The sequence below is a fragment of the Pseudomonas fluorescens genome (genome assembly GCF_001708445.1).
Classification (GTDB): Bacteria; Pseudomonadota; Gammaproteobacteria; order Pseudomonadales; family Pseudomonadaceae; genus Aquipseudomonas; species Aquipseudomonas gorinensis.
In genome coordinates, this window is record NZ_CP015637.1 from 1,314,303 (window position 1) to 1,338,589 (window position 24,287).

Genomic DNA, 24,287 nt, shown 5'->3' on the forward strand with positions numbered 1-24,287 from the left:
CGAGGGCCAAGCCACATTACTTTTTCTTTTTCGCCGCAGCCGGTGCCGGGCAATCTGCTTCCACGAACTTCACTGATGCCACAGGACGGTTGGTCTTGTTCTCGGTGATTTCGTAGCGCATCACCGCGCCCTTGGCCATCAGCTCGCGGTAGCCCTTGTTCAGGCATACGCTCTGACCCAGCTGGAAATACACTGCCTTGGGGTTGGCGCGCATCTGTTCGGCGCGATCAGGCAGCACGCTGAGGTGGTCGATCAGTTGCATTCCCTCGACGGTGTAGGCCACTTCCAGGGTTTTTTCGTCAATTTCCCGGGGCAGCTCCTTGTTGCTTTCGGCCGCGACGCTTTGCAGCTTCTTGTTCATTTGCGCCTCCAGCAACGAGGCTGCCTGGGCGCCCACAGGCAGGACCAACGCGAGCGCGACGGATGGGGCAACAAGACGCAGCATGGAACGCAGCATGAAACTCTCCTGATTCGGTTACTGGTGCATAGACCAGCCACTGCGCTATGCGTTCAGTGGCGCGCAATTATAGTGGACCCCTTGCCATGACAGCCAGGCGTATCGATGGGAAGTACGACGGGCTCTGGTAAACTGCGGCCACTTAAGCCCTTCTCGAGTTCCCCCAGTGTCGATTTCCTCTTCCGTGCGGCGCATCCAATGAGCCATGCCGTCTCCCGCCTGCGCACCCAACGCCTGGCGCGGGCCGTCAGGCCTTTTGTCAACCGTGGCTCCCGCGCCGAGCGCTGCCCCGGCTGCCGGGTGATCCCGCAATACTGCCTGTGTGCCTGGCGGCCTCGGGTCGAGGCCCGGTCTGCGATGTGCCTGTTGATGCACGACGTCGAACCGATGAAACCGAGCAACACCGGCTGGCTGATCGCTGATGTCATCGACGACACCCGTGCATTTGCCTGGTCGCGCACCGAGGTCGATCCTGAACTGCTCATCTTGCTCGCAGATCCGCAATGGCAGCCGTATATCGTATTCCCTGGCGAATTTGTCGCACCTGAGCGAGTGGTCAGCGAAGTCGTCGTAGGGGAGGGCAAGCGCCCGCTGTTTATCCTGCTGGACGGCACTTGGAGCGAAGCGCGCAAGATGTTTCGCAAAAGCCCCTATCTGGAGCATCTGCCTGTCCTGAGCCTGGCCCCGGAGCAACTGTCGCGCTATAAACTGCGGCGTTCCAAGCGGGATGATCACTTCTGCACCGCCGAAGTGGCCGCGCTGTGCCTGGAGCTGGCCGCCGACCAGGCCGCGAGCGAAGTGCTGGATGCTTATCTCGACGTGTTCAGCACCCATTACCTGGCCGCCAAGTTCCAGTTACCGCTGGACTTGGCAGACATCGTCCATACTCGTCTTGCACCCTATATCCCGGCGGTATAACCAGACGACGTTTGCATGATGGCACTGCAGCCCCACAACTCGCTAAAATGCCACGGGCGTAGTGCTTGACCCCCCAGGCTGCGCTGGGCATGCTGGGCGCCGATCAGGGCGCAACCGTGAGTTTTCAACGTCGTTCCAGGTGTTTTTGACGTTGAGCCTGCCCTGTGGCGATGGCTGCCTGGCCGTCGCCTTGTGTACTGGCGAACCCTGAACCCATCAGGGCTGCCATAAAAAACAGGATCATTTAATCAATGGCCACATACGAAATCCTGATAGCCGATGACCACCCGCTGTTTCGCAGTGCATTGCATCAGGCGGTAACCCTGGGCCTGGGCCCCGATGTCCGCCTGGTCGAAGTGGCCAGCATTGCCGAGCTGGAAACCCGCCTCACCGAAAAATCCGACTGGGACCTGGTGCTGCTCGACCTGAACATGCCCGGCGCCTATGGTTTCTCTGGGTTGGTGCTGCTGCGCGGGCAATACCCGCAGATTCCGGTGGTGATGGTCTCGGCCCAGGAAGAGGCCGACGTGGTGGTGCGCTCCAAGGAGTTTGGCGCCAGTGGTTTCATTCCCAAGTCCAGTTCCATGGAAGCGATCCAGCGTGCCGTGCGCGCGGTGTTGGAGGGCGATGTGTCCTGGCCGCCGCAAGCGTTTGAAGAAATCAACGTGTCCGACGAGGCCAAGGCCGCCCGTGATGGCTTGGCCAGCCTGACACCCCAGCAGTTCCGGGTGTTGACCATGGTCTGCGAAGGCCTCTTGAACAAGCAGATCGCCTACGAGTTGAGCGTGTCGGAAGCGACCATCAAGGCCCACGTGACAGCCATCTTTCGCAAGCTGGGCGTGCGTACGCGTACCCAGGCAGCACTGCTCTTGCAACAACTTGAGTCAATTTCGCAGCATTAAGCGGTCATTGCTTCACGCTTTTTTGACTTTGCTTGATCTAGTTTCCCCACTCCTTTGGTTCAGTTGCCTACATCTATGTCGCCTTTCAAGGGTCAAACCGGTATCAAACGTATCTTCAATGCAGGGGGCTACTCCCTGGATGGCCTGCGCGCAGCTTTCACCGGCGAGGCGGCTTTCCGTCAGTTGGTGTTGTTGAACGTCATCCTGATCCCACTGAGCTTCTTCCTGCACGTCAGCCGCGTCGAGCGTGCGTTGCTGATTGCGGTATGCCTGCTGGCCTTGATCGTTGAATTGCTCAATTCGGCGGTAGAGGCGGCGATCGACCGCATTTCCCTGGACCGTCATCCCCTGTCGAAAAACGCCAAGGACATGGGCAGCGCCGCGCAATTCGTGGCCCTGACCATGATCACTCTGGTGTGGGCCGTGATCCTGATCTAAGGCTCAGGCAATGCTCGGCAGCACGATCTCGTCGCTGCGCTGTACCCCGGCGGTAAAGGCGCGGCACAGTTCGAGAAACTCGCGCATGGCCGAGGTCTGGTACTTCTGTTTATGCCAGATGAAGTAGAACTGCCGGGCCAGGTCCAGGTCCGGGGTTTCCACGGGCACCAGGCTGCCCCGGCGGAAGGCATCACGCAGCGCCAATCGGGAAATACAGCCAATCCCCAGCCCGGACTCCACTGCACGCTTGATCGCCTCGGTGTGTTCCAGCTCCAGGCGGATATTCAGCGCGCTGCGGTGATGGCGCATGGCCTGGTCGAAGGTCAGTCGTGTACCTGAGCCTTGCTCCCGCAGGATCCAGGCTTCATGGGTCAACGCTTCCATGGTCGCTATGCCGCGCTTGGCCAGGTGGTGCTGCGGCGCGCAAAACACCACCAGTTCATCCTCTACCCAGGTTTGCACCTCGATATCCGGGTGGCTGCAATCGCCTTCGATTAGACCCAGGTCAATTTCATAGTGGGCCACCTGGTGCACGATATTGGCTGTGTTCTGTACATGCAGCTTCACCTGGCTTTCGGGGTGCTGCTGCATAAAGCTGCCGATCAGCAGGGTGGCCAGGTAATTGCCGATGGTCAGGGTTGCGCCGACCGCCAGGGAGCCGAAACCGGACTTGCCGTTGAGCAGGTCCTCGATTTCCTTGGCCTGGTCCAACAGGGCCACCGCCTGGGGTAACAGCTGGTGCCCGAGGGCGTTGAGGCTCAGGCGTTTACCGGCGCGGTCGAACAATTGGCAGCTGGATTGACGCTCCAGCTCGGTAATCGAAGTGCTGGCGGCGGATTGAGATAAGGCCAGGAGACCAGCAGCGCGGGACACGCTTTCCTGCTGGGCGACGGCGACGAAGACTTGCAGTTGACGGAGAGTAAATCGCATATCGATATAACCGATAACCCTTATCTTAATAATCCAGTTAACAGATATTGTCGCCGCCATTAGAATGCTGTGCAATTGCGCACCTATCATTTGGCGCAGACCCATTTCCAGGAGTCCCCCGTACATGAGCAACATGAACCACGAGCGTGTCCTCAGTGTTCATCACTGGAACGACACTCTGTTCAGCTTCAAGTGCACCCGCGATCCGGGCCTGCGCTTCGAGAACGGTCAGTTCGTGATGATCGGCCTGCAACAGCCCAACGGCCGCCCGCTCATGCGCGCATATTCCATTGCCAGCCCGAACTGGGAAGAGCATCTGGAATTCTTCAGCATCAAGGTGCCGGATGGCCCGCTGACTTCCCAATTGCAGCATTTGAAGGAAGGCGACGAGATCATCATCAGCAAGAAACCGACAGGCACCCTGGTGCTTGACGATCTGAAGCCGGGCAAACACCTGTACCTGCTCAGCACCGGTACTGGCCTGGCGCCGTTTATGAGCGTGATCCAGGATCCGGAAACCTACGAGCGTTTCGAAAAAGTGATCCTGTGCCACGGCGTGCGTTACGTCAACGAAGTTGCCTACCGCGAATTCATCACCGAGCACCTGCCGCAGAACGAATTCTTCGGCGAAGCCCTGCGTGAAAAGTTGATCTACTACCCGACCGTGACCCGTGAGCCGTTCGAGAACGAAGGCCGCCTGACCGACCTGATGCGCAGTGGCAAGCTGTTCCGTGACATCGGCCTGCCACCGATCAACCCCGAGGACGACCGCGCCATGCTGTGCGGCAGCCCAAGCATGTTGGACGAGACCAGCGAAGTGCTGAACAGCTTCGGCCTGAAAGTTTCGCCGCGCATGCGTGAGCCGGGTGATTACCTGATCGAGCGCGCGTTCGTCGAGAAGTAAAGCAGTCAGGCCATGTGCTGACTGGGCAACACAGAAGATCTGAATGTGGGAGGGGGCTTGCCCCCGATGACGGTGATTCAGTCAACTTACATGTCGACAGACCCACTGCCATCGGGGGCAAGCCCCCTCCCACATTGGGTTTCCGGTTTATCCAGCCGGCACCACTTCCAGCACACAAATCATCCCAGCCTCGGGATAGTGCCAGCGCACATCCACATCCCAGAACTGCGCTCCATATTCGCGCTCAGGCCCAGGTGTCTGGTACGCCGGCCGTGGATCCTGCGCCAGGCACTGATCGATCAACTCCACCAACGGCTCCCCAAGGCGCTGGGCGTGGCCTTGTGCCTGTTGCAGCGCCGTCTTCAGCCATTGCACCGGAATCAGTTGCGGCGCACCACTGGCGATGCTGTTGGTGGCCGTGTCGATGATGTCGGCGTAGGGCACATACGGCTTGATATCCAGCACCGGTGTGCCATCGAGCAAATCAATCCCGGAAATCCATAGTCGCCCCGGCTCGACCTTGTCCAGCTTCACCACCGACTGGCCAATCCCATTGGGCCGATGGGTGGCGCGGGTGGCAAATACGCCCATGGACGTGTTGCCGCCCAGGCGCGGCGGGCGCACTTTCAAGCGTGGCTTGTCTTCCAGGGCCTGGTGGAACAGAAACAACAGCCAAACATGGCTGACCTGCTCCAGGCCCTGCACCGCCTCGCCCTGGTCGAACGGCGCGACCAGTTCCAGCACGCCCCGTGCGGCAGGCGCCAGTTGCGGCTGGCGCGGAATGGCGAACTTCTCCTTGAAACAGGAGCGCACGAAGCCGACGGGCGAGACGTGGTAACTCATGGTTTACGCGCGAACCCGCAGCGTCAGGCCCTTGAGGAAGTTACGCAGCAACTGGTCGCCGCACGGACGGTAGTTGGTGTGGCCGGCCTTGCGGAACAGCGCGCTCAGCTCCGGCTTGGACACCGGGAACTCGGCGGCCTTGAGGATGGCATGCATGTCGTCTTCCTTCAGTTCGAAGGCCACGCGCAGTTTCTTGAGGATGATGTTGTTGGTCACCGGGGTTTCGATCGGCTGTGGCGGACGGCTTTCGTCCTTGCCACGCTTGAAAATCACCAGGCCATCGAGGAAATGCGCCATGACCTCATCCGGGCAGAACACGAAGCCCTCTTCCTCGTCTTTCTTGAGGTAAGTCAGCAGGTCTTCCTTGGTCACGTCCATGCCGCCGAGCTTGATGATCTCGACCATCTTGTTGTCGCTGATGTCGAGCATGTAGCGCACGCTGCGCAGTACGTCATTGTGAATCATGGTGGGCAATCCTGGTTTTCAACAGTGGGCGCCGCCGGGTGGGGCGGCGCCTGGAAAGGGGGAATGGCTTAGAACTTCTCTTTGCCGGACAGATAACGCCATTGACCTACCGGCACCTTGCCGATGGACACGCCGCCGATGCGGATACGGCGGATGGCGATGACCTTCAAGCCAACCGCTTCGCAGAACAGGGCGATCACGCCCGGTTGCGGGTTTTTCATCGCAAAGCGCAGGCGGTTTTCGTTCTGCCAGCTGGCTTTCACCGCCGGCAGCTCTTTGCCTTTGTAGGTCAGGCCATGGTTGAGGCGGTTCAGGCCATGGGCAACCATGTCGCCCTCGACCTCGACCACGTATTCCTGCTCGATCTTGGCGGCATCGGCGGTCAACTTGCGCAGTATCTTCCAGTCCTGGGTGAACACCAGCAGGCCGCTGGCCTTGGCTTGCAAGTCGGCGCTGGCGGTCAGGCGCAGGAAATGCCCCTTGAGCGGGCGCTTGCTGAAGCGGTGCTCTTCGGACAGCGTTTCGGCGCTGATCGAGGCCATGGCCGTCTCGGCATCCACGCCAACCGGCGCGTGCAGCAGGATAGTCACCGGCTCCGGCGCGGTGGCCTTGGCGTCGGGGTCCAATTCGACCTTTTGAGTCGTGACCTTGAACTGCGGCTCGTCGATCACTTCACCGTCCACCGAGACCCAGCCGCCTTCGATAAACAGCTCAGCCTCCCGACGGGAGCAACCGACCAGTTCGATAAGGCGTTTGGAGAGGCGTATGGGGTCAGTCATGACAAGGGCCTTAGCAAAAGGGGGCGGCTATTGTACCTGCCTGGAGCCGGTTAATCCCGGCTCCATTTCATTTAACCCTGGCGCGCCTGCTGCGGCGCCTGGCGCAAACGCAAATGCAGCAACGGATAAGGCTGCCCCAGGCCATCATGCTCTGTGCGTCCGATCACCTCGAAGCCTTGTTTGAAGTAAAAGCCCAGGGCCTGGGGGTTCTGTTCGTTGACGTCCAGCTCATCGGCATTCATGCATTCGATCGCGTACCGCAGCAATTGCCGGCCCAGCCCCTGGCCACGGTATTGCGGGTCGATAAACAACATCTCGACCTTGCCTGCGGCCACCCCGGCAAACCCGGTAATGCGCTGGCGCGAGTCCTTGGTGCAGATCAGCATCACCGAGTCCAGGTAGCGGGTCAGCACCAGGTTTTTCAGCAGCTCGATATAACTGTCCGGCAGGAAATCATGGGTGGCCCGCACCGAGGCCTCCCAGATCCTTGCCAACTGCGCGTAGTCGCTGGTTCTGGGTGTATGGATAACCGAATGCTGACGCATGCCCGCTGCCCCTTGCCGAAATTGGCGTCGATGGGCAAAACGATAGACCTAAAAAAGCCCCGCATCTTGTCCAGAGGCAGGGCTTTTGCACTTTATTTACAGGCGGAAGCGATCAGTCGCGTTTTTCAGCCCACAGGTCGTATTCGTCGGCGTCGGTCACGGTGCACCAGACCTTGTCACCTGGCTTCAAGCCCGTGGCATCGTCGATAAACACGTTGCCGTCGATTTCCGGTGCATCGAAGAAGCAACGGCCAACCGCGCCTTGTTCATCGACTTCGTCGATCAGCACTTCGATTTCCTTGCCGATGCGCAGTTGCAGGCGCGCCGAGCTGATCGCTTGCTGATGCGCCATGAAGCGCTCCCAACGGTCCTGCTTGACGTCATCCGGCACCACGGCCAGGTCCAGCAGGTTGGCCGGGGCACCTTCCACCGGCGAGTACTGGAAGCAGCCGACGCGGTCCAGCTGGGCTTCGGTCAGCCAGTCGAGCAGGTATTGGAAGTCTTCTTCGGTTTCGCCAGGGAAGCCCACGATAAAGGTCGAACGGATGATCAGGTCCGGGCAGATTTCGCGCCAGTTCTTGATGCGCGCCAGGGTCTTGTCCTCGAAGGCCGGGCGTTTCATGGCCTTGAGCACTTTCGGGCTGGCGTGCTGGAACGGGATGTCCAGGTACGGCAGGATCTTGCCGGCGGCCATCAGCGGGATCAACTCGTCCACGTGCGGGTACGGGTAAACGTAGTGCAGGCGCACCCACACACCCAGGCTGCTCAAGGCTTCGCACAGTTCGGTCATGCGGGTTTTCACCGGCGCGCCGTTCCAGAAGCCGGTGCGGTACTTCACGTCGACGCCATAGGCGCTGGTGTCCTGGGAGATCACCAGCAGCTCTTTTACGCCGGATTTGACCAGGCGCTGGGCTTCGTCCAATACATCACCCACGGGACGGCTGACCAGCTTGCCGCGCATCGACGGGATGATGCAGAAGCTGCAGCTGTGGTTGCAGCCTTCGGAAATCTTCAGGTACGCGTAGTGACGCGGGGTCAGCTTGATGCCTTGCGGCGGCACCAGGTCGATCAGCGGGTTGTGGTCCTGGCGCGGTGGCACGACGTCGTGCACGGCGTTGACCACCTGTTCGTACTGCTGCGGGCCGGTCACCGCCAACACGCTCGGGTGCACATTGCGGATATTGCCTTCTTCCACACCCATGCAGCCGGTCACGATGACCTTGCCGTTTTCCTTGATGGCTTCGCCGATCACTTCCAGCGACTCTGCCTTGGCCGAGTCGATGAAGCCGCAGGTATTGACCACCACCACGTCCGCGTCCTGGTAAGTGGACACCACGTCATAACCTTCCATGCGCAGTTGGGTCAGGATGCGTTCGGAGTCAACCAGGGCCTTCGGGCAACCCAGGGAAACAAAGCCAACCTTGGGGTTGGCCTTTGCGATGGTGGTGGACATGTCTAACCTCGGTATTGAATGACGCCGCCAGTCGGGCATGACAGGGCTGCGGACGGGCGCTTGCTGCGCCTCTGATCAAAAAGTGCGCAATTCTAGCGACGGGCAACGCACTTGACCAGCTTTATGCAGGGAAATGCGACGAGTGCTGCGCTATGCTTCGCGCCGTTGCTCGCGGGGAAAGCCCTGGGTCAATAAAACGTCTGTTACGAGAAGTAAAACAGCGCATGCTAGGGTCAGCTTAGGCGCGTTGTTTATAAAAGACCTCAGGTCAAAGGGCAGGAGTGGTTGATGGGTCAGGCAAGTAGTCAGGCAGCGGGTGCCGAGCATTCAAACGCCAAGCCGATAGGCATGCTGGTGGCGGCGGTCGGGGTGGTGTACGGCGATATTGGTACCAGCCCGCTCTATACCCTTAAAGAGGTGTTTGCCGGGGGGTATGGGGTTTCAGTCAATCATGACGGGGTCTTCGGCATTCTGGCGTTGATTTTCTGGTCGCTGGTCTGGGTGGTGTCGATCAAGTACGTGCTGTTTATCCTGCGCGCCGACAACCAGGGCGAGGGCGGCATCATGGCCCTGACGGCGCTGGCGCGGCGGGCGGCGTCGCCGTATCCCAAGTTGCGGTCGGTGCTGGTGATTCTCGGCCTGATCGGTGCCGCGCTGTTCTACGGCGATAGCATGATCACCCCGGCAATCTCGGTACTCTCGGCGGTAGAGGGCCTTGAACTGGCCTTTGATGGGCTTGAGCGCTGGGTCGTGCCGTTGTCGCTGGTGGTGCTGGTGGGCCTGTTCCTGATCCAGAAACACGGCACCGACCGTATCGGCAAGCTGTTCGGCCCGGTCATGGTGTTGTGGTTCCTGGTGCTGGCCGGCCTGGGGGTGCATGGCATCAGCCAGCATCCGGAAGTGCTCAACGCGCTGAACCCGGTCTGGGGTGTGCGCTTCTTTGTCGTCCACCCCGGCATGGGCGTGGCGATTCTCGGCGCTGTGGTGCTGGCCTTGACCGGTGCCGAGGCGCTGTACGCTGACATGGGCCACTTCGGGCGCAAGCCCATCGCCCGTGCCTGGTTCGCCCTCGTGCTGCCGGCGCTGGTGCTCAACTATTTCGGCCAGGGCGCGTTGTTGCTGGAAAACCCCGAAGCGGCGCGCAACCCGTTCTACCTGCTGGCGCCGAGCTGGGCGTTGATTCCGCTGGTGGTGCTGTCGACCCTGGCGACGGTGATTGCGTCCCAGGCCGTGATTTCCGGTGCGTTCTCCCTGACTCGCCAGGCGATCCAGTTGGGCTACATCCCTCGTATGCACATCCAGCACACCTCCAGCGCCGAGCAAGGCCAGATCTACATTGGTGCTGTGAACTGGTCGTTGATGGTGGGCGTGATCCTGCTGGTACTGGGCTTCGAGTCCTCCAATGCCCTGGCTTCCGCCTACGGTGTCGCGGTGACTGGCACCATGCTGATCACCAGTATCCTGGTGTCGGCGGTGATGCTGTTGCTGTGGAAGTGGCCACCGCTGCTGGCGATTCCGGTATTGATCGGTTTCCTGCTGGTGGACGGTCTGTTCTTCGCCGCCAACGTGCCGAAAATCGTCCAGGGCGGTGCGTTCCCGGTGTTGGCGGGGATCGTGTTGTTTATCCTGATGACCACGTGGAAACGCGGCAAGGAACTGCTGATGGATCGCCTCGACGAAGGCGGCCTGCCACTGCCGATCTTTATCGGCAGCATCCGTGTGCAACCGCCCCATCGTGTGCAGGGCACCGCGGTGTTCCTCACCGCACGGCCCGACGCCGTGCCCCACGCGCTGTTGCACAACCTGCTGCATAACCAGGTGCTGCACGAGCAGGTGGTGTTGCTGACGGTGGTCTATGAGGATATTCCGCGAGTGCCGGCCGCACGGCGCTTCGAGGTGGATGCCTATGGCGAAGGTTTCTTCCGCGTGATCCTGCACTTCGGCTTTACCGATGAGCCGGACGTGCCCGAAGCGTTGAAACTGTGCCATCTGGACGAGCTGGATTTCAGCCCGATGCGCACCACGTACTTCCTCAGCCGCGAAACGGTCATCGCCTCGCGGATCAAAGGCATGGCGCGCTGGCGCGAGGGCTTGTTCGCGTTCATGTTGAAGAACGCCAACGGCAACCTGCGTTTCTTCAAGCTCCCGGTCAACCGGGTGATCGAGCTGGGCACCCAGGTCGAAATGTAAGAGGCCTCACCACGGGAGCCGGCAATCGGCTCCCGTTTTCGTTTCTGAACCCTGTGCAATCCAGCGTTGTCGACTAGGCTCTAAGCACTGTTGTGTAGGAGCGGGCTTGCCCGCGAAAAACGTTAACGGTAACGCCTCGATCCTCGATAAACGCGGTGTCTATGAGGCTTTCGCGAGCCAGCTCGCTCCTACAGAAGTGCCCAAAAGCCAAGAAGAGGTGCGCCATGAGTCAGCTGCTCGAACCCTATACCCTGCGCCAATTGACCCTGCTCAATCGCATTGCCGTGTCGCCGATGTGCCAATACTCCTGTGTCGATGGCCTGGCTAATGACTGGCACCTCGTCCACCTTGGCAGTCGTGCCGTCGGCGGCGCCGGGCTGATTTTTACCGAAGCCACCGCGGTCACCGCCGATGGCCGTATCACCGCCCAAGACCTGGGCTTGTGGAACGATGAACAGATCGCACCCTTGCAACGCATCACCCGCTTTATCGCCGCCCAGGGCGCGGTGGCCGGCATTCAACTGGCCCACGCCGGGCGCAAGGCCAGCACCCATAGGCCGTGGATCGGCAAGCATGGCAGCGTCAAGCCGGAAGACGGCGGCTGGGTGCCGGTGGGGCCGTCGCCGATTGCCTTTGACCCGAACCACACGCAACCCCGGCAACTGGATGACGCTCAGATCCAGCAAGTGATCAGCGACTTTGTCGCCGCCGCCAAACGTGCGTTGACCGCGGGTTTCGAGGTGGTGGAAATCCACGCAGCGCATGGTTACCTGTTACATCAATTCCTGTCGCCCATCAGCAACCAGCGTCAGGACCAATACGGCGGGTCCTTTGAAAACCGTATCCGCCTGGTGCTGCAAGTGACCGAAGCGGTGCGCGAAGCCTGGCCCCAGGAGCTGCCGTTGTTTGTGCGGGTTTCGGCCACCGACTGGGTGGAAGACGGCTGGAACCCGGATGAAACCGTGGAACTGGCGCGTCGCCTCAAAGACCTGGGCGTGGACCTGATCGACGTGTCCTCCGGTGGCACCGCCGCCAATGCCGAGATCCCCACGGGGCCGGGCTACCAGACACGCTTCGCCGAGCGTGTGCGCAAAGAGTCGGGCATCGCCACCGGCACCGTCGGCATGATCACCGAACCGGCCCAGGCCGAGCACATCCTGCGCACCTGCCAGGCCGATATCATCTTCCTCGCCCGTGAACTGCTGCGTGACCCGTACTGGCCGCTGCATGCCGACGATGATCTCGGTGGGCGCAAGGCAATCTGGCCGGCCCAGTACCAACGGGCGACTCATCGCGACCAGCCGATTCATGAGTCTGATCTCAGGGATTGAACCTCCATCCGCGCTCACAAAACCCACCCTGGCCCGGTGGGTTTTTTTTTGCCCGCAACTGTGGGATAGGGCTGTAGGTATTTATTCCTGACCCAATTATTTAAGTGAATACTCTAAAAAAATCCCACACGTCACGAGATTGTTTCTACGCTTAGGGTAAGTCTGATTCCTGGCCCAGGGAGTCAGCCGGTTTGTCTGCCGAAGCATTGCGCTTCACGGGAGGCGGGTAATGGGCACACGGAGTTTTGATCGATATCAGGAGAAACAGTCCATGGCCAAGTCCTATGGTGTAGCCGGTGTGGTGGTGTCTTTTCTGACCCGCAGGGTGTACTTGCGCGCCCAAAGGTTGAGTTCCGATGAAGCTGAATTACTGGCGCAGTATCGCGCCCTGACCGAAAGCGATCAGGTGGCGATGCGGTATCTGATTGGCGCGATGAAGAGCGTGTCGCGGTTCTGATTCGCCGCTGAACATGGGTGCGGGCTTGCTGCGGTGAGCAAGCCCACGCCCATGTTCAAGTCAACGCATCATGTGTACTTACGCTGGTCCGGTGCCGGCGGGAAGTACTGGTACAGCCAGGTTTCGCTCAAGGTGCGGTCCTGGGTGCGGATAAACAAGCGCAGTTCCACCGGCTCCACGCTGTCGCTGGTCGGGTACCAGTCGAACAGAATGCGGTAGCCCTTGATGTTGTCGAGCACCAGCACGCTGAAGTCTTTCACTTCTCCATGGGAACAGGTGACCACGGGCTCGATACCGGTGCCGGGTGGCAGGCGATCCAGGCCGCCGCCCTTGAAGTCCACGGCGAAACGGCGTGCCCAAACTGGCGGGTAATGCTCGCCCGGTGCCCACCCTTCGGTGAAACCGCCCATGCCGGAACGAGTCGCATCGACTTGCGCCAGCGGCGTGCTCACCGGCGGCAGGGCGCTCCAGTAGAGTTTGTAGCCATAATTGAGCGAATCGCCGGCCGCCACGGGTTTTTTCGGCGTCCAGAAGGCCACGATATTGTCGAGGGTTTCGCCGGTGGTCGGGATTTCCAGCAGGTCGATCGAGCCTTCGCCCCAGGCGGTGGTGGGTTCGACCCACAGGCTTGGGCGCTTGCTGTACCAGTCCACGGTGTCCTGGTAGCTGGCGAACTCATGGTCGGTCTGCACCAGGCCGAAACCTTTCGGGTCGGTGTCGGCGAAGGCGTTGAATTGCAGCTTGGCCGGGTTGTTCAATGGGCGGCAAATCCACTCGCCATTGCCACGCCACATCGCCAGGCGGTCCGAGTCGTGGATTTGCGGGTGGATGGTGTCGCACATGCGCCGTTCGTGGGTGCCGCAACTGAACATACTGGTCATCGGCGCGATACCCAGTTGTTCGATGGCGGTGCGCGCATTGATATTGGCGTCGATGGCCATCACCACCTGGTTGGCCTGGCAGTCGATATCAAAGCGATAGGCGCCGGTGGCACTCGGCGAGTCGAGCAGGGCGTAGACCACGAAACGCGTGGCGTCCTTGTCCGGGGTTTCGAACCAGAACTGCGTAAAGTCGGGGAACTCCTCGTGCTTTTTCGCGTAGGTATCAATCGCCAGGCCTCGTGCGGAAAGGCCGTACTGGCCGGTGGAATCCACCGCGCGGAAGTAGCTGGCGCCGAGAAACGACAGCACGTCGTGGCGATCCAGTTCCGGTGCCTTGAACAGCTTGAAGCCAGAGAAGCCCAGGTCGCCGGTCAGTTGCTGAGTGTCGACCGTGGTTTTTTCATAGTTGAACAGCGAAGGGCGGAAATGCACTTCGCGGGCTTCCCGGGTCTTCGGGTCGACACTGTGCATGCGCACCGGCGTCTTGAAGCCCATGCCAACGTGGAAGAACTGCACGTCCAATTGGCCGTTCAACTCCTTCCACAGCGAATGCTTGCCGTCGTAGCCGATGGCATTGAAATTCTGCGGGGTCATGGTCGCCAGTGTCGGCGGCAGCACCTGTTTGGTGTCTTTATATGCGGTCCCGGCGAGCTGTTTGGCCTGGGCCTTCAGCGTTTCGAAATCGAACGCCACGGCCTTGCCGTCGGCGGCACGGTTCCCGGCCCAGGCCTGCGCGGCCAGCAGGCCACTGGCTGACAATCCGGTGTAAGCCGCAATGGCCATGGATGCTTTAAGCAAATTCCTGCGGTGCATAGACACAACCTGTCGTGAGCAAATCCAGCGCCGTTCCTGGCACGTAACGGATCAAAAATAACGGTTCGGACATGCCTTCGACCAAACGCAACGGACATTAAACAGACGCCGGATAGCTTAAGCGGTTCTATGACGTAGGAAAAATGATTGATATCGGGGTGATGGCGCCGCATATGAAACAAGACATTTCCGGGCTGTGAGTGAACACATTACCCAACCATTATGAAGATCCAAAGGTGGGAGGGAGCAACCGGTATAAACCGGGGACATCGTTTACATCTCTAACCGGGGGAGGGAGATGGCGACGTCGTTGAGGACGTCGCGGTGGGTGATGTCCATAGGGGAAACCTGGGTTTTATCGCTGTAGGTGTTTCAACTGTAGGAGCGAGCTTGCTCGCGAAGAACGTCAGCGATAACGCGGACATTCTGATTGACCGCGGTGCTCTTGCGTTCTTCGCGAGCAAGCTCGCTCCTACAATTAAAGCGTTAAAGCGTTAAAGCGTTAAAGCGTTAAAGCGTTTGGGCGTGGATCAGTGCTTGAACATCACATGGCGAACCGTGGTGTAGTCCTCCAACCCATACATGGACATGTCTTTGCCATACCCCGACAGCTTCTGGCCGCCGTGGGGCATTTCGCTGACGAGCATGAAGTGGGTGTTCACCCAGGTGCAGCCGTATTGCAAACGAGCGGCCAGGCGATGGGCGCGCCCCACATCGGCCGTCCATACGGATGACGCCAGACCGTAGTCCGAATCATTGGCCCAGCCCAGCACCTGCGCCTCATCGGTGAACTTGGTCACCGACACCACCGGCCCGAACACTTCGCGGCGCACGATCTCGTCATCCTGCTGCGCATCAGCCAACACCGTCGGCTCAAAGAAGAAACCGTTGCCTTCGACCGCCTTGCCGCCGGTGACCAGGCGAATATGCGGCTGCGCCATGGCGCGTTCGACAAACCCGGCGACACGGTCGCGGTGCTGTGCGGTGATCAGCGGGCCCAGCTCGGTGCTGGGGTCATCCTGCAAGCCATACTTGATGCTGGCGACGGCGGCGCCGAGCTTTTCGACAAAGGCGTCGTAGATATCGGCCTGCGCATAAATGCGGCAGGCGGCCGTGCAATCCTGGCCAGCGTTATAGAAACCGAAGGTGCGAATGCCCTCGACGGCGGCATCGATATCGGCGTCATTGAAGATGATCACCGGGGCCTTGCCCCCCAGTTCCATGTGCATGCGCTTCACGTTGTCAGCAGTGCTGGCGATGATATTCGCGCCGGTGGCGATGGAGCCGGTCAACGACACCATGCGCACTTTCGGGTGAGTCACCAGGGGGTTGCCCACGGTAGGCCCTCGACCGAAAACCAGGTTGAGTACGCCGGCCGGGAATATCTCCGAGGCGAGCTCGACCAGGCGCAGCGCGGTCAGCGGAGTTTGTTCCGATGGCTTGAGCACTACGGTATTACCCGCAGCGAGGGCCGGGGCGATCTTCCAGGCGACCATCATCAGCGGGTAGTTCCACGGCGCGATGGAGGCGATCACGCCCACCGGGTCGCGGCGGATCATCGAGGTGTGGCCGGGCAGGTATTCGCCGCCGGCCGAACCGCTCATGCAGCGGCTGGCGCCGGCGAAGAAACGAAACACGTCGGCAATCGCCGGGATCTCGTCGTTCAGCGCCGCGCTGTAAGGCTTGCCGCAGTTGTCCGATTCCAGCTTGGCCAGCTCTTCGCCATGGGCTTCGATCACGTCCGCCAGTTTGAGCAGCAACAGCGAACGATCCTTGGGCGCGGTCTGCGACCAGCTTTCAAAGGCCGCATCGGCGGCGCGCACGGCGGCGTCGACCTGGGCTTCGCTGGCTTCCTTGATTTCCACCAGCACGCGGCCGAGTGCCGGGTTGAAGATGGCTTGGATCGGGCCTTCGCCTTCGACCAAGTGGCCGTTGATCAAGAGTTTGGTTTGCATGGTTCAGTCCTCCTCAACACTATTGTTATGTCACTGAAAGAACCGGGTTCACATGTGGGAGGGGGCTTGCCCCCGATAACAGTGTGTCAGTCAACACATGGGGGGCTGATGTACCGCCATCGGGAGCAAGCCCCCTCCCACATTTGAGCGCGGTGCCTTCAATAAAAAAGTTATTTACCGCCACTACCGGCCACGCTTTCACCGCCGCGCGTCAGGTAATAGGCCCCCAGAATCGGGAACATCGTCACGATCATCACCAGCATCGCCACCACGTTGGTCACCGGTACATCCCGTGGGCGACTGAGCTGGTTGAGCAGCCACAGCGGCAAGGTGCGCTCGTGCCCGGCGGTGAAGGTGGTGACGATGATTTCGTCGAACGACAGCGCAAACGCCAGCATGCCGCCGGCCAGCAGCGCCGAGCCGAGGTTGGGCATGATGATGTAGCGGAAGGTCTGCCAGCCGTCGGCGCCCAGGTCCATCGACGCTTCGATCAGGCTGTGGGAGGTGCGGCGCAGGCGAGCGATGACGTTGTTGTAGACGATCACCACGCAGAAGGTCGCATGGCCGACGATGATGGTGAACATCCCAGGCTCGATGCCCAGGGTCTTGAACGTTGCCAGCAGGGCGATACCGGTGATGATCCCCGGCAGTGCAATCGGCAGGATCAGCATCAACGACACGCCTTGCTTGCCAAAGAACTCACGGCGATACAGGGCGGCCGACGCGAGCGTGCCGAGCACCATGGCGATCAGGGTGGCGATGCCTGCAATTTGCAGCGACAGCTTGATCGCTTCCAGCACGTCGGGCCGGGCGAAGGCCACGCTGAACCACTTCAGGGTAAAGCCCTGGGGCGGGAAGCTGAACGCGGCTTCTTCGGTGTTGAAGGCGTAAAGGAAGATGATCAGGATCGGAAAGTGCAGGAACACCAGGCCGCCCCAGGCTGCAATCTTCAAGCCGAGTGATGATTTCTCAGAGTGCATCGAAGGCCCCCAGGCGTTTGACGATGGACAGGTACACCGCGATCAGTACGATCGGCACCAGGGTGAACGCCGCGGCCATGGGCATATTGCCGATGGCGCCTTGCTGGGCATACACCATGCCACCGACGAAGTAACCCGGTGGGCCGACCAGTTGCGGCACGATGAAATCGCCCAGGGTCAGCGAAAACGTGAAGATCGAACCGGCGGCAATCCCCGGCACCGACAGCGGCAAGATCACCTGCATGAACGTCTGGCGCGGCTTGGCGCCCAGATCGGCCGAGGCTTGCAGCAGCGACGGTGGCAAACGCTCCAGCGAGGCCTGGATCGGCAGGATCATGAACGGCAACCAGATATAGACAAACACCATGAACCGCCCCAGGTGTGAGGTGCTCAAGGTGCTGCCGCCCACGCCGGGAATGCCCAGCACGAACTGCAACACCGGCTCCAGGCCCAGGTGCTGCACGAACCACTGCGCCACACCGCCCTTGGCCAGCAGCAAGGTCCAGGCATAGGCCTTGACGATATAGCTGGCCCACATCGGCATCATCACCGCGATGTAGAAGAACGCCTTGGTCTTGCCCGTGGTGTAGCGCGCCATGTAGTAGGCAATCGGGAAGGCCACTATCGCGCTGGCGATCGACACCACGATCGCCATGCTCAGGGTGCGCAGGATGATGTCGAAGTTCGACGGCTGGAACAGCGCGGCGAAGTTGGCCAGGGTCAGGTCCGGGGTGACCGCCATGGTGAAGTCGTCAAAGGTATAGAAGCCTTGCCACAGCAGGGTCAGCAACGAACCCAGGTAGATCGCGCCGAACCAGATCAGCGGCGGCACCAGCAGCATCGCCAGGTAGAGGTTGGGCTTGCGGTACAGCAGGTTGGAAAACCTGCGCATCGGTGGTTGGGAAAGGGCCAGGCTCATGTCAGACCTCGCCTGCGATATCGGTCAGCGGAGTCATGGCTCCCCGCGCCCAACGGGCGGTGATGGGCTGGCCGACCTGATGGCCGCTGCTGATGTCCAGCCACTGGTTGTTGGCCTGGCTGATGTTCAGCGCCTGGCCGTTTTCCAGTTTCAATTCATAGCGGGTGGCGCTGCCCTGGTACTGAATGTCATGCAACAGGCCGCTGATCTCCACGTCGCCAGCCCCCAACGGGCCTTCGGCGAACCGCACGTGTTCCGGGCGGATCGAGAACGGCTGCGCACTGCCGCTGAGGCGCTGGGCCAGTTCACCGCGAATCACGTTGGAGGTGCCGACGAACTCGGCGACGAACACGGTGGCCGGCTTCATATAGAGATTGCGCGGCGTATCCACCTGCTCGATGCGACCCTTATTGAACACGGCCACGCGGTCAGACATCGACAGGGCTTCGGTCTGGTCGTGGGTGACGAAGATAAAGGTGATGCCCAGTTGGCGTTGCAGCTTTTTCAGCTCGCTTTGCATCTGCTCGCGCAGCTTGAGGTCGAGCGCACCCAGGGGTTCGTCCAGCAGCAATACGCGCGGGCGATTGACCAGGGCGCGGGCAAGGGCCACGCGCTGGCGCTGCCCGCCGGAGAGTTGCACCGGCTTGCGCTCGCCATAGCCACCGAGGGCGACCATGGCCAGGGCTTCTTCGGCGCGCTCGAGGCGTTCGGGCTTGCCCACGCCTTTGACTTTCAGGCCATAGGCCACGTTGTCGAGCACGTTCATATGGGGGAACAGCGCGTAATCCTGGAACACGGTATTGACGTCGCGCTGATACGGCGGCAAGCCCGCGGCTTCCTCGCCGTGAATACGGATCGAGCCTGCGCTCGGCTGCTCGAACCCGGCAATCAGGCGCAGGCAAGTGGTCTTGCCGGAGCCGGAAGGGCCGAGCATGGAAAAGAACTCGCCGTCCTGGATATCGATGGAAACCCGGTCAACGGCTTTCACTTCGCCGAACTGACGGGAGACGTGGGTGAATTGGACTGCAAGCGTCATGGTGCGGTGCTCCCAAAAGGCGCGGGTCGTCGCAGCGGCCCGGCCTGGACTTCTGAAAAATCAAAACATCTATGAATGCGGTCAATGTGGGAGGGGGCTTGCCCCCGATAGCGGTGGTTCAGTGACAGATAGGTTGGCTGACACATCGCAATCGGGGGCAAGCCCCCTCCCACAGGAGACCTATGTTGTCTGGGAAGCCTCAGCGGCCGCCCATGATCGCGATGTAGTCCTGGGTCCAGCGGCTGTACGGCACGAACTTGCCGCCTTCAGCCTGCGGGGTTTTCCAGAAGGCGATCTTGTCGAACTGATCGAAGCCGTTGGTCTTGCAACCCTCGGCACCCAGCAGTTCGCTGCCGGTGCAGGCCGCCGGTACCGCTGGCAGCGAGCCGAACCAGGCCGCGACATCGCCCTGGACCTTCGGCTGCAGCGACCAGTCCATCCACTTGTAGGCGCAGTTCGGGTGCTTGGCCTCGCTGTGCAACATGGTGGTGTCGGCCCAGCCGGTGGCGCCCTCCTTGGGAATAGTCGAGGCGATCGGCTGCTTCTCGTTGACCAGGCCGTTGACCTGATAAGGCCACGCGCTGGAGGCCACCACGCCTTCGTTCTTGAAGTCACTCATCTGCACGGTGGTGTCGTGCCAGTAGCGGTGGATCAGCGGTTGCTGGGCGCGTAACAGCTCAAGCACGGCCTTGTACTGGGTTTCGGTCAGCTCATACGGGCTCTGGATGCCCAGTTCCGGCTTGGTCGACTTGAGGTACAGCGCCGCATCGGCGATGTAGATCGGGCCGTCATACGCCTGCACGCGACCTTTGTTCGGCTTGCCGTCCGGCAGGTTCTGCGCCTCGAAGAGCACGCTCCAACTGGTGGGTGCGGTCTTGAACACGTTGGTGTTGTACATCAACACGTTCGGGCCCCATTGGTACGGCGTGCCGTAGGTTTGCTGGCCGACCACGTACCACGGCGCATCTTTCAGGCGCGGGTCGATGCTCTTCCAGTTGGGGATCAATGCGGTGTTGATTGGCTGCACACGCTTGCCGACGATCAACCGCAGCGACGCATCGCCCGACGCGGTGACCAGGTCGTAACCGCCCTTGGCCATCAAACTGACCATTTCGTCAGAGGTGGCGGCGGTTTTCACATTGACCTTGCAGCCGGTTTCTTTCTCGAAACCTGTGACCCAATCGTAGGCTTTGTCGCTCTCGCCACGTTCGATATAGCCGGGCCAGGCGACGATATCCAACTGGCCTTCACCAGCACCCACCGCCTTGAGCGGCTCGGCGGCGTGGAGACTGACGCTCGTCAGCAGCGCGGTGGTCAGGGCACTGAGCAGTGCGGTCTTGTGCGCGGACATGGGGGTTCCCTCTTCTTTAATTATGGTCGGGGCAGTTTTGTGCAACCGGTGACGCATGAGCTTAGTTGTTGTTTTAAAGGTGCTGGCCGTGGCGCGCCATGATGTGGCGCACCACGCTGTAGTCCTGTAGCGAATCACTGGACAGATCTTTCCCATACCCCGAGCGCTTCAAGCCGCCGTGGGGCATTTCGCTGACCAGCATGAAATGGCTGTTGATCCAGGTGCAGCCGTATTGCAGGCGCGCCGCCACTTGCATGGCCTTGTCCAGGTTCTGGGTCCACACGGAGGAGGCCAGGCCGTATTCCGAATCATTGGCCCAATCCACCGCCTGTTCCAGCTCCTCGAAGCGCGTCACCGTGACCACGGGGCCGAACACTTCGCGCTGGACGATTTCATCGTGCTGCTTACAGCCGGCGAGCAAGGTCGGCTGGTAATAAAAGCCTGCGCCGGAATGCACGGCGGCGCCGGTGATCCGCTCGATATGCGGTTGGCCGAGGGCGCGTTCGACAAAACTGGCGACGCGGTCGCGCTGGCGCGTACTGATCAGCGGGCCGAGTTCGTTGTCGGCATCGCGCTTGCCCGCAAAGCGCAGGCTGCTGACGGCGGCGCCGAGGTCGGCGACCAGTTTGTCGTGAATGCCCGCCTGGGCGTAGATGCGGCATGCCGCAGTGCAATCCTGGCCAGCGTTGTAGTAACCATAGGCGCGCACGCCCTCGACCACGGCTTGCAAGTCGGCGTCGTTGCACACGATCACCGGCGCCTTGCCGCCCAATTCCAGGTGCGTGCGTTTCAGGGTTTTGGACGCGGCTTGGAGGATTTTCTGCCCGGTGACGATGTCGCCGGTCAGTGACACCATGCGCACCTTCGGGTGGCTGACCAGATGGCTGCCCACCCCTTCGCCGCCGCCACACAGAATATTGATCACCCCGCGTGGCAGCAGCGCTTTAAGGACCGGGGCAAGGGCGAGGATCGACAGTGGCGTGTGTTCCGAGGGCTTGAATACCAATGTATTACCCGCGGCGAGCGCAGGGGCGATCTTCCACGCGGCCATCATCAGCGGGTAATTCCATGGCGCGATGGAGGCAACGACGCCAATCGGATCACGCCGCACCATGCTGGTGTAGCCCGGCAGGTATTCGCCGCTGAGCTGGCCGGTCTGGCACCGCACGGCCCCGGCGAAGAAGCGGAACACATCGACGGTGGCGCTCAAGTCATCCTGGCGCGCCAGGTGCAACGGCTTGCCGCAGTTCAGGGATTCGAGGCGGGCCAGGTAGTCGGCCTGTTTCTCGATGGCTTCGGCAATGCCCAGCAGGACGTTCGACCGCTGCTGCGGCGTGGTCCGCGACCAGCCGGCAAACGCCCGGTGGGCGGCGAGGATGGCGCTTTCGACCTGCTCGGCGCTGGCTTCGGCGATCTGGGTAAGGACTTCGCCGGTGGCCGGGTTGAGGATCGGCTCGGCAAAACCCTGGCCCTGGACCAGTTCGCCGTCGATCAGCAACGCAGTGAGCAGCGGGGTGGGCGCGCCGGACATTTTTCGCGATCTCTTTTCTTGTGTGGCCATGGGCGTTCTCTTACGAGGGCCTGACCTTTCTCTTAGGGGATGAACAGAGACTAGAGGTCAGACGCGAGGTCAACAAATACTAAATACTGAATGCCGCATTCGATTAAATAGATGGCTTGCGCGGGTGTGGCTGCTCACGCGCGACGGTCAGGAACGGATCGACCAGCGCCGGTCGCGCCGTGCCGCGGCGCCAGGCCAGGCCGACGTCAAGGGTCTGGCTGAGGTCGGCGATGGGTCGCGCTTCAATAATGTCGCCTTCCAGGGACCAGGGGCGGTACGTCATATCCGGCTGGATCGACACACCCAGGCCCGCCGCCACCAGGCTGCGCACCGCTTCGGTGGATGCCGTGCGCAGGGTCACGCGCGGATGCAGGCCGGCACCGGCCCATAGGCGTTGGGCGTTGTGGCCCATTTCATCGACGTTCAACTGAATCAACGGCTCGCGCGCGACATCGGCGAGGTTGATGCTGTCGTGCTCCAGCAGTGGATGTTGCGCCGGCAGCCACAGGCGGTGGGGCGAGTGGGTGAGCACTTCGGTCTGCAGGGCGTGGCGGTCTTCGAGGTTGGAGAGGATCAGCACCCCCACATCGATCTCGCCGCTGACCAGCAAATGCTCGATGTACGGGCGCTCGTCTTCCATTACGCGGATTTCCACATTGGGGTAGGCGCGTTGGAAACGGGTGAGCAGGTCGGCCAGGTAGTAGCCGGCCACCAGGCTGGTCACGCCGATGATCAATTGTCCGGCGACCTGGTCGGTGCTCTGTTGCAGGCTGCGCTTGGCGTTGTCGACGGTAGCCAGGATCAAGTGCGCCTGGCGCAGGAACTGATGACCCTGGTGGGTCAGGGTCATGCCCTTGGCGTGGCGGTTGAACAGGTTGACGCCGATTTCCTGCTCCAGTTGCTGGATCGCCAGGGTCAGTGTGGATTGGGAAATGAACGCGGTCTGCGCGGCGGCGGAGATTGAGCCGGTCTCGGCCACAGCGATGAAATGGCGGATTTGACGCAAGGTCATCATGCTGGAATTACCAGTGGGGTGTTTTTATCGATTTTCTCGAGTGTATATCGATTTAACCGAAGGATAGCCGCGTTACATCTGGAAGCACTCTAGATCGGGGGTTTTTGGCACTTAGTTTTACGCTGGGAGCCTATTGGTCCTATGAACCCTAGTGTCTGGAGGCTACGAATGAATACCCGTGGATTGCTCGATCAGTTGCTCAAGTCTGGCCAGGACATGTTGCAGAACAAGGCCAGCGGCCAGCGCAAGTCGGACGACAAAGGTGCCCTTGGCGGGTTGCTCGGCGGTGGCGGGCTCGGCAGCCTGCTCGGCGGCGCGGGCGGCGGCGCCCTGGCGGCCGGGGCCATGGGGTTGTTACTGGGTAACAAGAAAGCGCGCAAATTCGGCGGCAAGGCCCTGACCTATGGCGGGCTGGCGGCGCTGGGTGTGATTGCCTACAAAGCCTACGGCAACTGGCAAGCGCAGCAGGCCAGCGCGCCCCAAGGCGAGCCGCAGACCATCGACCGCCTGCCACCGGCCCAGGTCGAACAACACAGCCAGGGTATCCTCAAGGCATTGGTGGCGGCCGCCAAGGCCGACGGTCATGTAGATGAACGCGAGCGCGCGCTGATCGAAGGGGAATTCACCAAGCTGGACAACGACCGCGAATTGCAAAGCTGGCTGCATGCCGAGCTGAACAAACCCCTGGACCCGGCCGATGTGGCCCGTGCCGCCAGCACCCCGGAAATGGCCGCCGAGATGTACATCGCCAGTGTGATGCTGGTGGATGAGGAAAACTTTATGGAGAAGGCATATCTGGATGAGTTGGCGCGCCAATTGAAGCTTGAGCCTGGCTTGAAGGTTGAGTTGGAAAAACAGGTGAGACTCAACTCGTAGATACAAGGCGTACGTCGTTAAACCTGTAGAAGGGCCCACTCCCTCTTCTACTGGACTCCCTGTAGAGAGCAGGCTTGTCGTGGCGAGCGGGCTTGTTATGGCGAGCGGGCCTGTTGTGGCGAGCGGGCTTGCCCCGCGTTGGGGCGCGAAGCGGCCCCATTACAGGCGATGTATTTTTAACTGACACACCGCGGTGCCTGGTTTTGGGGCTGCTTCGCGCCCCAACGCGGGGCAAGCCCGCTCGCCACAACAGGCCTGCTCGCCACAACCGCTCGCTCGCCACAAAAA

23 protein-coding genes are annotated in these 24,287 nt (G+C 61.0%); 8 read left to right on the top strand and 15 right to left on the bottom strand.

Annotation, left to right across the window (positions count from 1 at the left end):
- Positions 1–16: 16 nt before the first annotated feature.
- Positions 17–457, bottom strand: a complete 441-nt coding sequence (locus A7317_RS05835) for a PA3611 family quorum-sensing-regulated virulence factor (protein WP_024073755.1) — start codon at positions 455–457, stop codon at positions 17–19.
- Between the two features lie 198 nt (positions 458–655).
- On the opposite strand from A7317_RS05835, the gene A7317_RS05840 reads away from it, so the two are divergent.
- The 3 genes from A7317_RS05840 (at position 656) to A7317_RS05850 (ending at position 2,715) form a co-directional block, all read left to right on the top strand.
- Positions 656–1,375 (top strand): tRNA-uridine aminocarboxypropyltransferase, encoded by a 720-nt coding sequence (locus A7317_RS05840; protein ID WP_069075371.1) that lies wholly within the window; start codon positions 656–658, stop codon positions 1,373–1,375.
- 251 nt (positions 1,376–1,626) lie between these two features.
- Positions 1,627–2,277 carry a response regulator transcription factor ErdR gene (gene erdR / locus A7317_RS05845; protein WP_024073758.1) on the top strand — a complete coding sequence of 217 codons (651 nt, stop codon included), beginning with the start codon at positions 1,627–1,629 and terminating at the stop codon, positions 2,275–2,277.
- 75 nt (positions 2,278–2,352) lie between these two features.
- The gene (locus tag A7317_RS05850) at positions 2,353–2,715 is read left to right on the top strand and encodes a diacylglycerol kinase (RefSeq protein ID WP_017137081.1); all 363 of its coding nucleotides are present in this window, start codon (positions 2,353–2,355) and stop codon (positions 2,713–2,715) included.
- A gap of 3 nt (positions 2,716–2,718) precedes the next feature.
- On the opposite strand, the gene A7317_RS05855 is transcribed toward A7317_RS05850, so the two are convergent.
- Positions 2,719–3,645 (bottom strand): LysR family transcriptional regulator, encoded by a 927-nt coding sequence (locus A7317_RS05855; protein WP_024073759.1) that lies wholly within the window; start codon positions 3,643–3,645, stop codon positions 2,719–2,721.
- A gap of 124 nt (positions 3,646–3,769) precedes the next feature.
- Here A7317_RS05855 and fpr point away from each other — a divergent pair, with 124 nt between their 5' ends.
- A complete protein-coding gene (gene fpr, locus A7317_RS05860; RefSeq protein WP_024073760.1) occupies positions 3,770–4,549 on the top strand; it encodes a ferredoxin-NADP reductase in 780 nt (259 codons plus the stop codon).
- A gap of 147 nt (positions 4,550–4,696) precedes the next feature.
- Here fpr and tsaA read toward each other — a convergent pair whose 3' ends face one another.
- The 5 genes from tsaA to rimO all read right to left on the bottom strand — a co-directional run bounded on the left by tsaA (position 4,697) and on the right by rimO (position 8,634).
- The gene (tsaA, locus tag A7317_RS05865; protein WP_024073761.1) at positions 4,697–5,392 is read right to left on the bottom strand and encodes a tRNA (N6-threonylcarbamoyladenosine(37)-N6)-methyltransferase TrmO; all 696 of its coding nucleotides are present in this window, start codon (positions 5,390–5,392) and stop codon (positions 4,697–4,699) included.
- A gap of 3 nt (positions 5,393–5,395) precedes the next feature.
- Positions 5,396–5,857, bottom strand: coding sequence for a DUF1456 family protein (locus tag A7317_RS05870; protein ID WP_024073762.1), 462 nt, complete (start codon positions 5,855–5,857; stop codon positions 5,396–5,398).
- A gap of 68 nt (positions 5,858–5,925) precedes the next feature.
- Positions 5,926–6,636 carry an rRNA pseudouridine synthase gene (locus tag A7317_RS05875; protein ID WP_024073763.1) on the bottom strand — a complete coding sequence of 237 codons (711 nt, stop codon included), beginning with the start codon at positions 6,634–6,636 and terminating at the stop codon, positions 5,926–5,928.
- 71 nt (positions 6,637–6,707) lie between these two features.
- Positions 6,708–7,181: a GNAT family N-acetyltransferase gene (locus tag A7317_RS05880; protein WP_069075372.1), complete on the bottom strand. Its 474-nt coding sequence runs from the start codon at positions 7,179–7,181 to the stop codon at positions 6,708–6,710.
- A gap of 112 nt (positions 7,182–7,293) precedes the next feature.
- The gene (gene rimO / locus A7317_RS05885) at positions 7,294–8,634 is read right to left on the bottom strand and encodes a 30S ribosomal protein S12 methylthiotransferase RimO (protein WP_024073765.1); all 1,341 of its coding nucleotides are present in this window, start codon (positions 8,632–8,634) and stop codon (positions 7,294–7,296) included.
- Between the two features lie 288 nt (positions 8,635–8,922).
- Here rimO and A7317_RS05890 point away from each other — a divergent pair, with 288 nt between their 5' ends.
- The 3 genes from A7317_RS05890 (at position 8,923) to A7317_RS05900 (ending at position 12,612) form a co-directional block, all read left to right on the top strand.
- A complete protein-coding gene (locus A7317_RS05890) occupies positions 8,923–10,824 on the top strand; it encodes a potassium transporter Kup (RefSeq protein ID WP_024073766.1) in 1,902 nt (633 codons plus the stop codon).
- A gap of 224 nt (positions 10,825–11,048) precedes the next feature.
- The gene (locus A7317_RS05895) at positions 11,049–12,155 is read left to right on the top strand and encodes an NADH:flavin oxidoreductase/NADH oxidase (RefSeq protein WP_024073767.1); all 1,107 of its coding nucleotides are present in this window, start codon (positions 11,049–11,051) and stop codon (positions 12,153–12,155) included.
- Between the two features lie 271 nt (positions 12,156–12,426).
- Complete coding sequence (locus tag A7317_RS05900; RefSeq protein WP_069075373.1) at positions 12,427–12,612, top strand: hypothetical protein; 186 nt, start codon at positions 12,427–12,429, stop codon at positions 12,610–12,612.
- Between the two features lie 68 nt (positions 12,613–12,680).
- Here A7317_RS05900 and A7317_RS05905 read toward each other — a convergent pair whose 3' ends face one another.
- The 8 genes from A7317_RS05905 to A7317_RS05940 all read right to left on the bottom strand — a co-directional run bounded on the left by A7317_RS05905 (position 12,681) and on the right by A7317_RS05940 (position 23,123).
- Positions 12,681–14,306, bottom strand: a complete 1,626-nt coding sequence (locus tag A7317_RS05905; protein WP_069075374.1) for a glucan biosynthesis protein D — start codon at positions 14,304–14,306, stop codon at positions 12,681–12,683.
- Between the two features lie 530 nt (positions 14,307–14,836).
- Positions 14,837–16,261 carry a gamma-aminobutyraldehyde dehydrogenase gene (locus A7317_RS05910; RefSeq protein ID WP_024073771.1) on the bottom strand — a complete coding sequence of 475 codons (1,425 nt, stop codon included), beginning with the start codon at positions 16,259–16,261 and terminating at the stop codon, positions 14,837–14,839.
- A gap of 170 nt (positions 16,262–16,431) precedes the next feature.
- The gene (locus tag A7317_RS05915; RefSeq protein WP_024073772.1) at positions 16,432–17,241 is read right to left on the bottom strand and encodes an ABC transporter permease; all 810 of its coding nucleotides are present in this window, start codon (positions 17,239–17,241) and stop codon (positions 16,432–16,434) included.
- Positions 17,231–18,160, bottom strand: coding sequence for an ABC transporter permease (locus A7317_RS05920; RefSeq protein ID WP_069075375.1), 930 nt, complete (start codon positions 18,158–18,160; stop codon positions 17,231–17,233). Before A7317_RS05920 ends, A7317_RS05915 begins: the two co-directional genes overlap by 11 nt.
- Before the next feature lies 1 nt (position 18,161).
- A complete protein-coding gene (locus tag A7317_RS05925; protein ID WP_024073774.1) occupies positions 18,162–19,196 on the bottom strand; it encodes an ABC transporter ATP-binding protein in 1,035 nt (344 codons plus the stop codon).
- Between the two features lie 199 nt (positions 19,197–19,395).
- A complete protein-coding gene (gene ydcS / locus A7317_RS05930; protein WP_024073775.1) occupies positions 19,396–20,547 on the bottom strand; it encodes a putative ABC transporter substrate-binding protein YdcS in 1,152 nt (383 codons plus the stop codon).
- Positions 20,548–20,620: 73 nt separating this feature from the next.
- Positions 20,621–22,078 carry a gamma-aminobutyraldehyde dehydrogenase gene (locus tag A7317_RS05935; protein ID WP_069075376.1) on the bottom strand — a complete coding sequence of 486 codons (1,458 nt, stop codon included), beginning with the start codon at positions 22,076–22,078 and terminating at the stop codon, positions 20,621–20,623.
- 133 nt (positions 22,079–22,211) lie between these two features.
- Entirely contained in the window at positions 22,212–23,123 is a 912-nt protein-coding gene (locus tag A7317_RS05940) for a LysR family transcriptional regulator (RefSeq protein ID WP_024073777.1), read from the bottom strand.
- A gap of 168 nt (positions 23,124–23,291) precedes the next feature.
- Here A7317_RS05940 and A7317_RS05945 point away from each other — a divergent pair, with 168 nt between their 5' ends.
- Positions 23,292–23,999: a tellurite resistance TerB family protein gene (locus A7317_RS05945; protein ID WP_024073778.1), complete on the top strand. Its 708-nt coding sequence runs from the start codon at positions 23,292–23,294 to the stop codon at positions 23,997–23,999.
- Positions 24,000–24,287 lie beyond the last annotated feature (288 nt).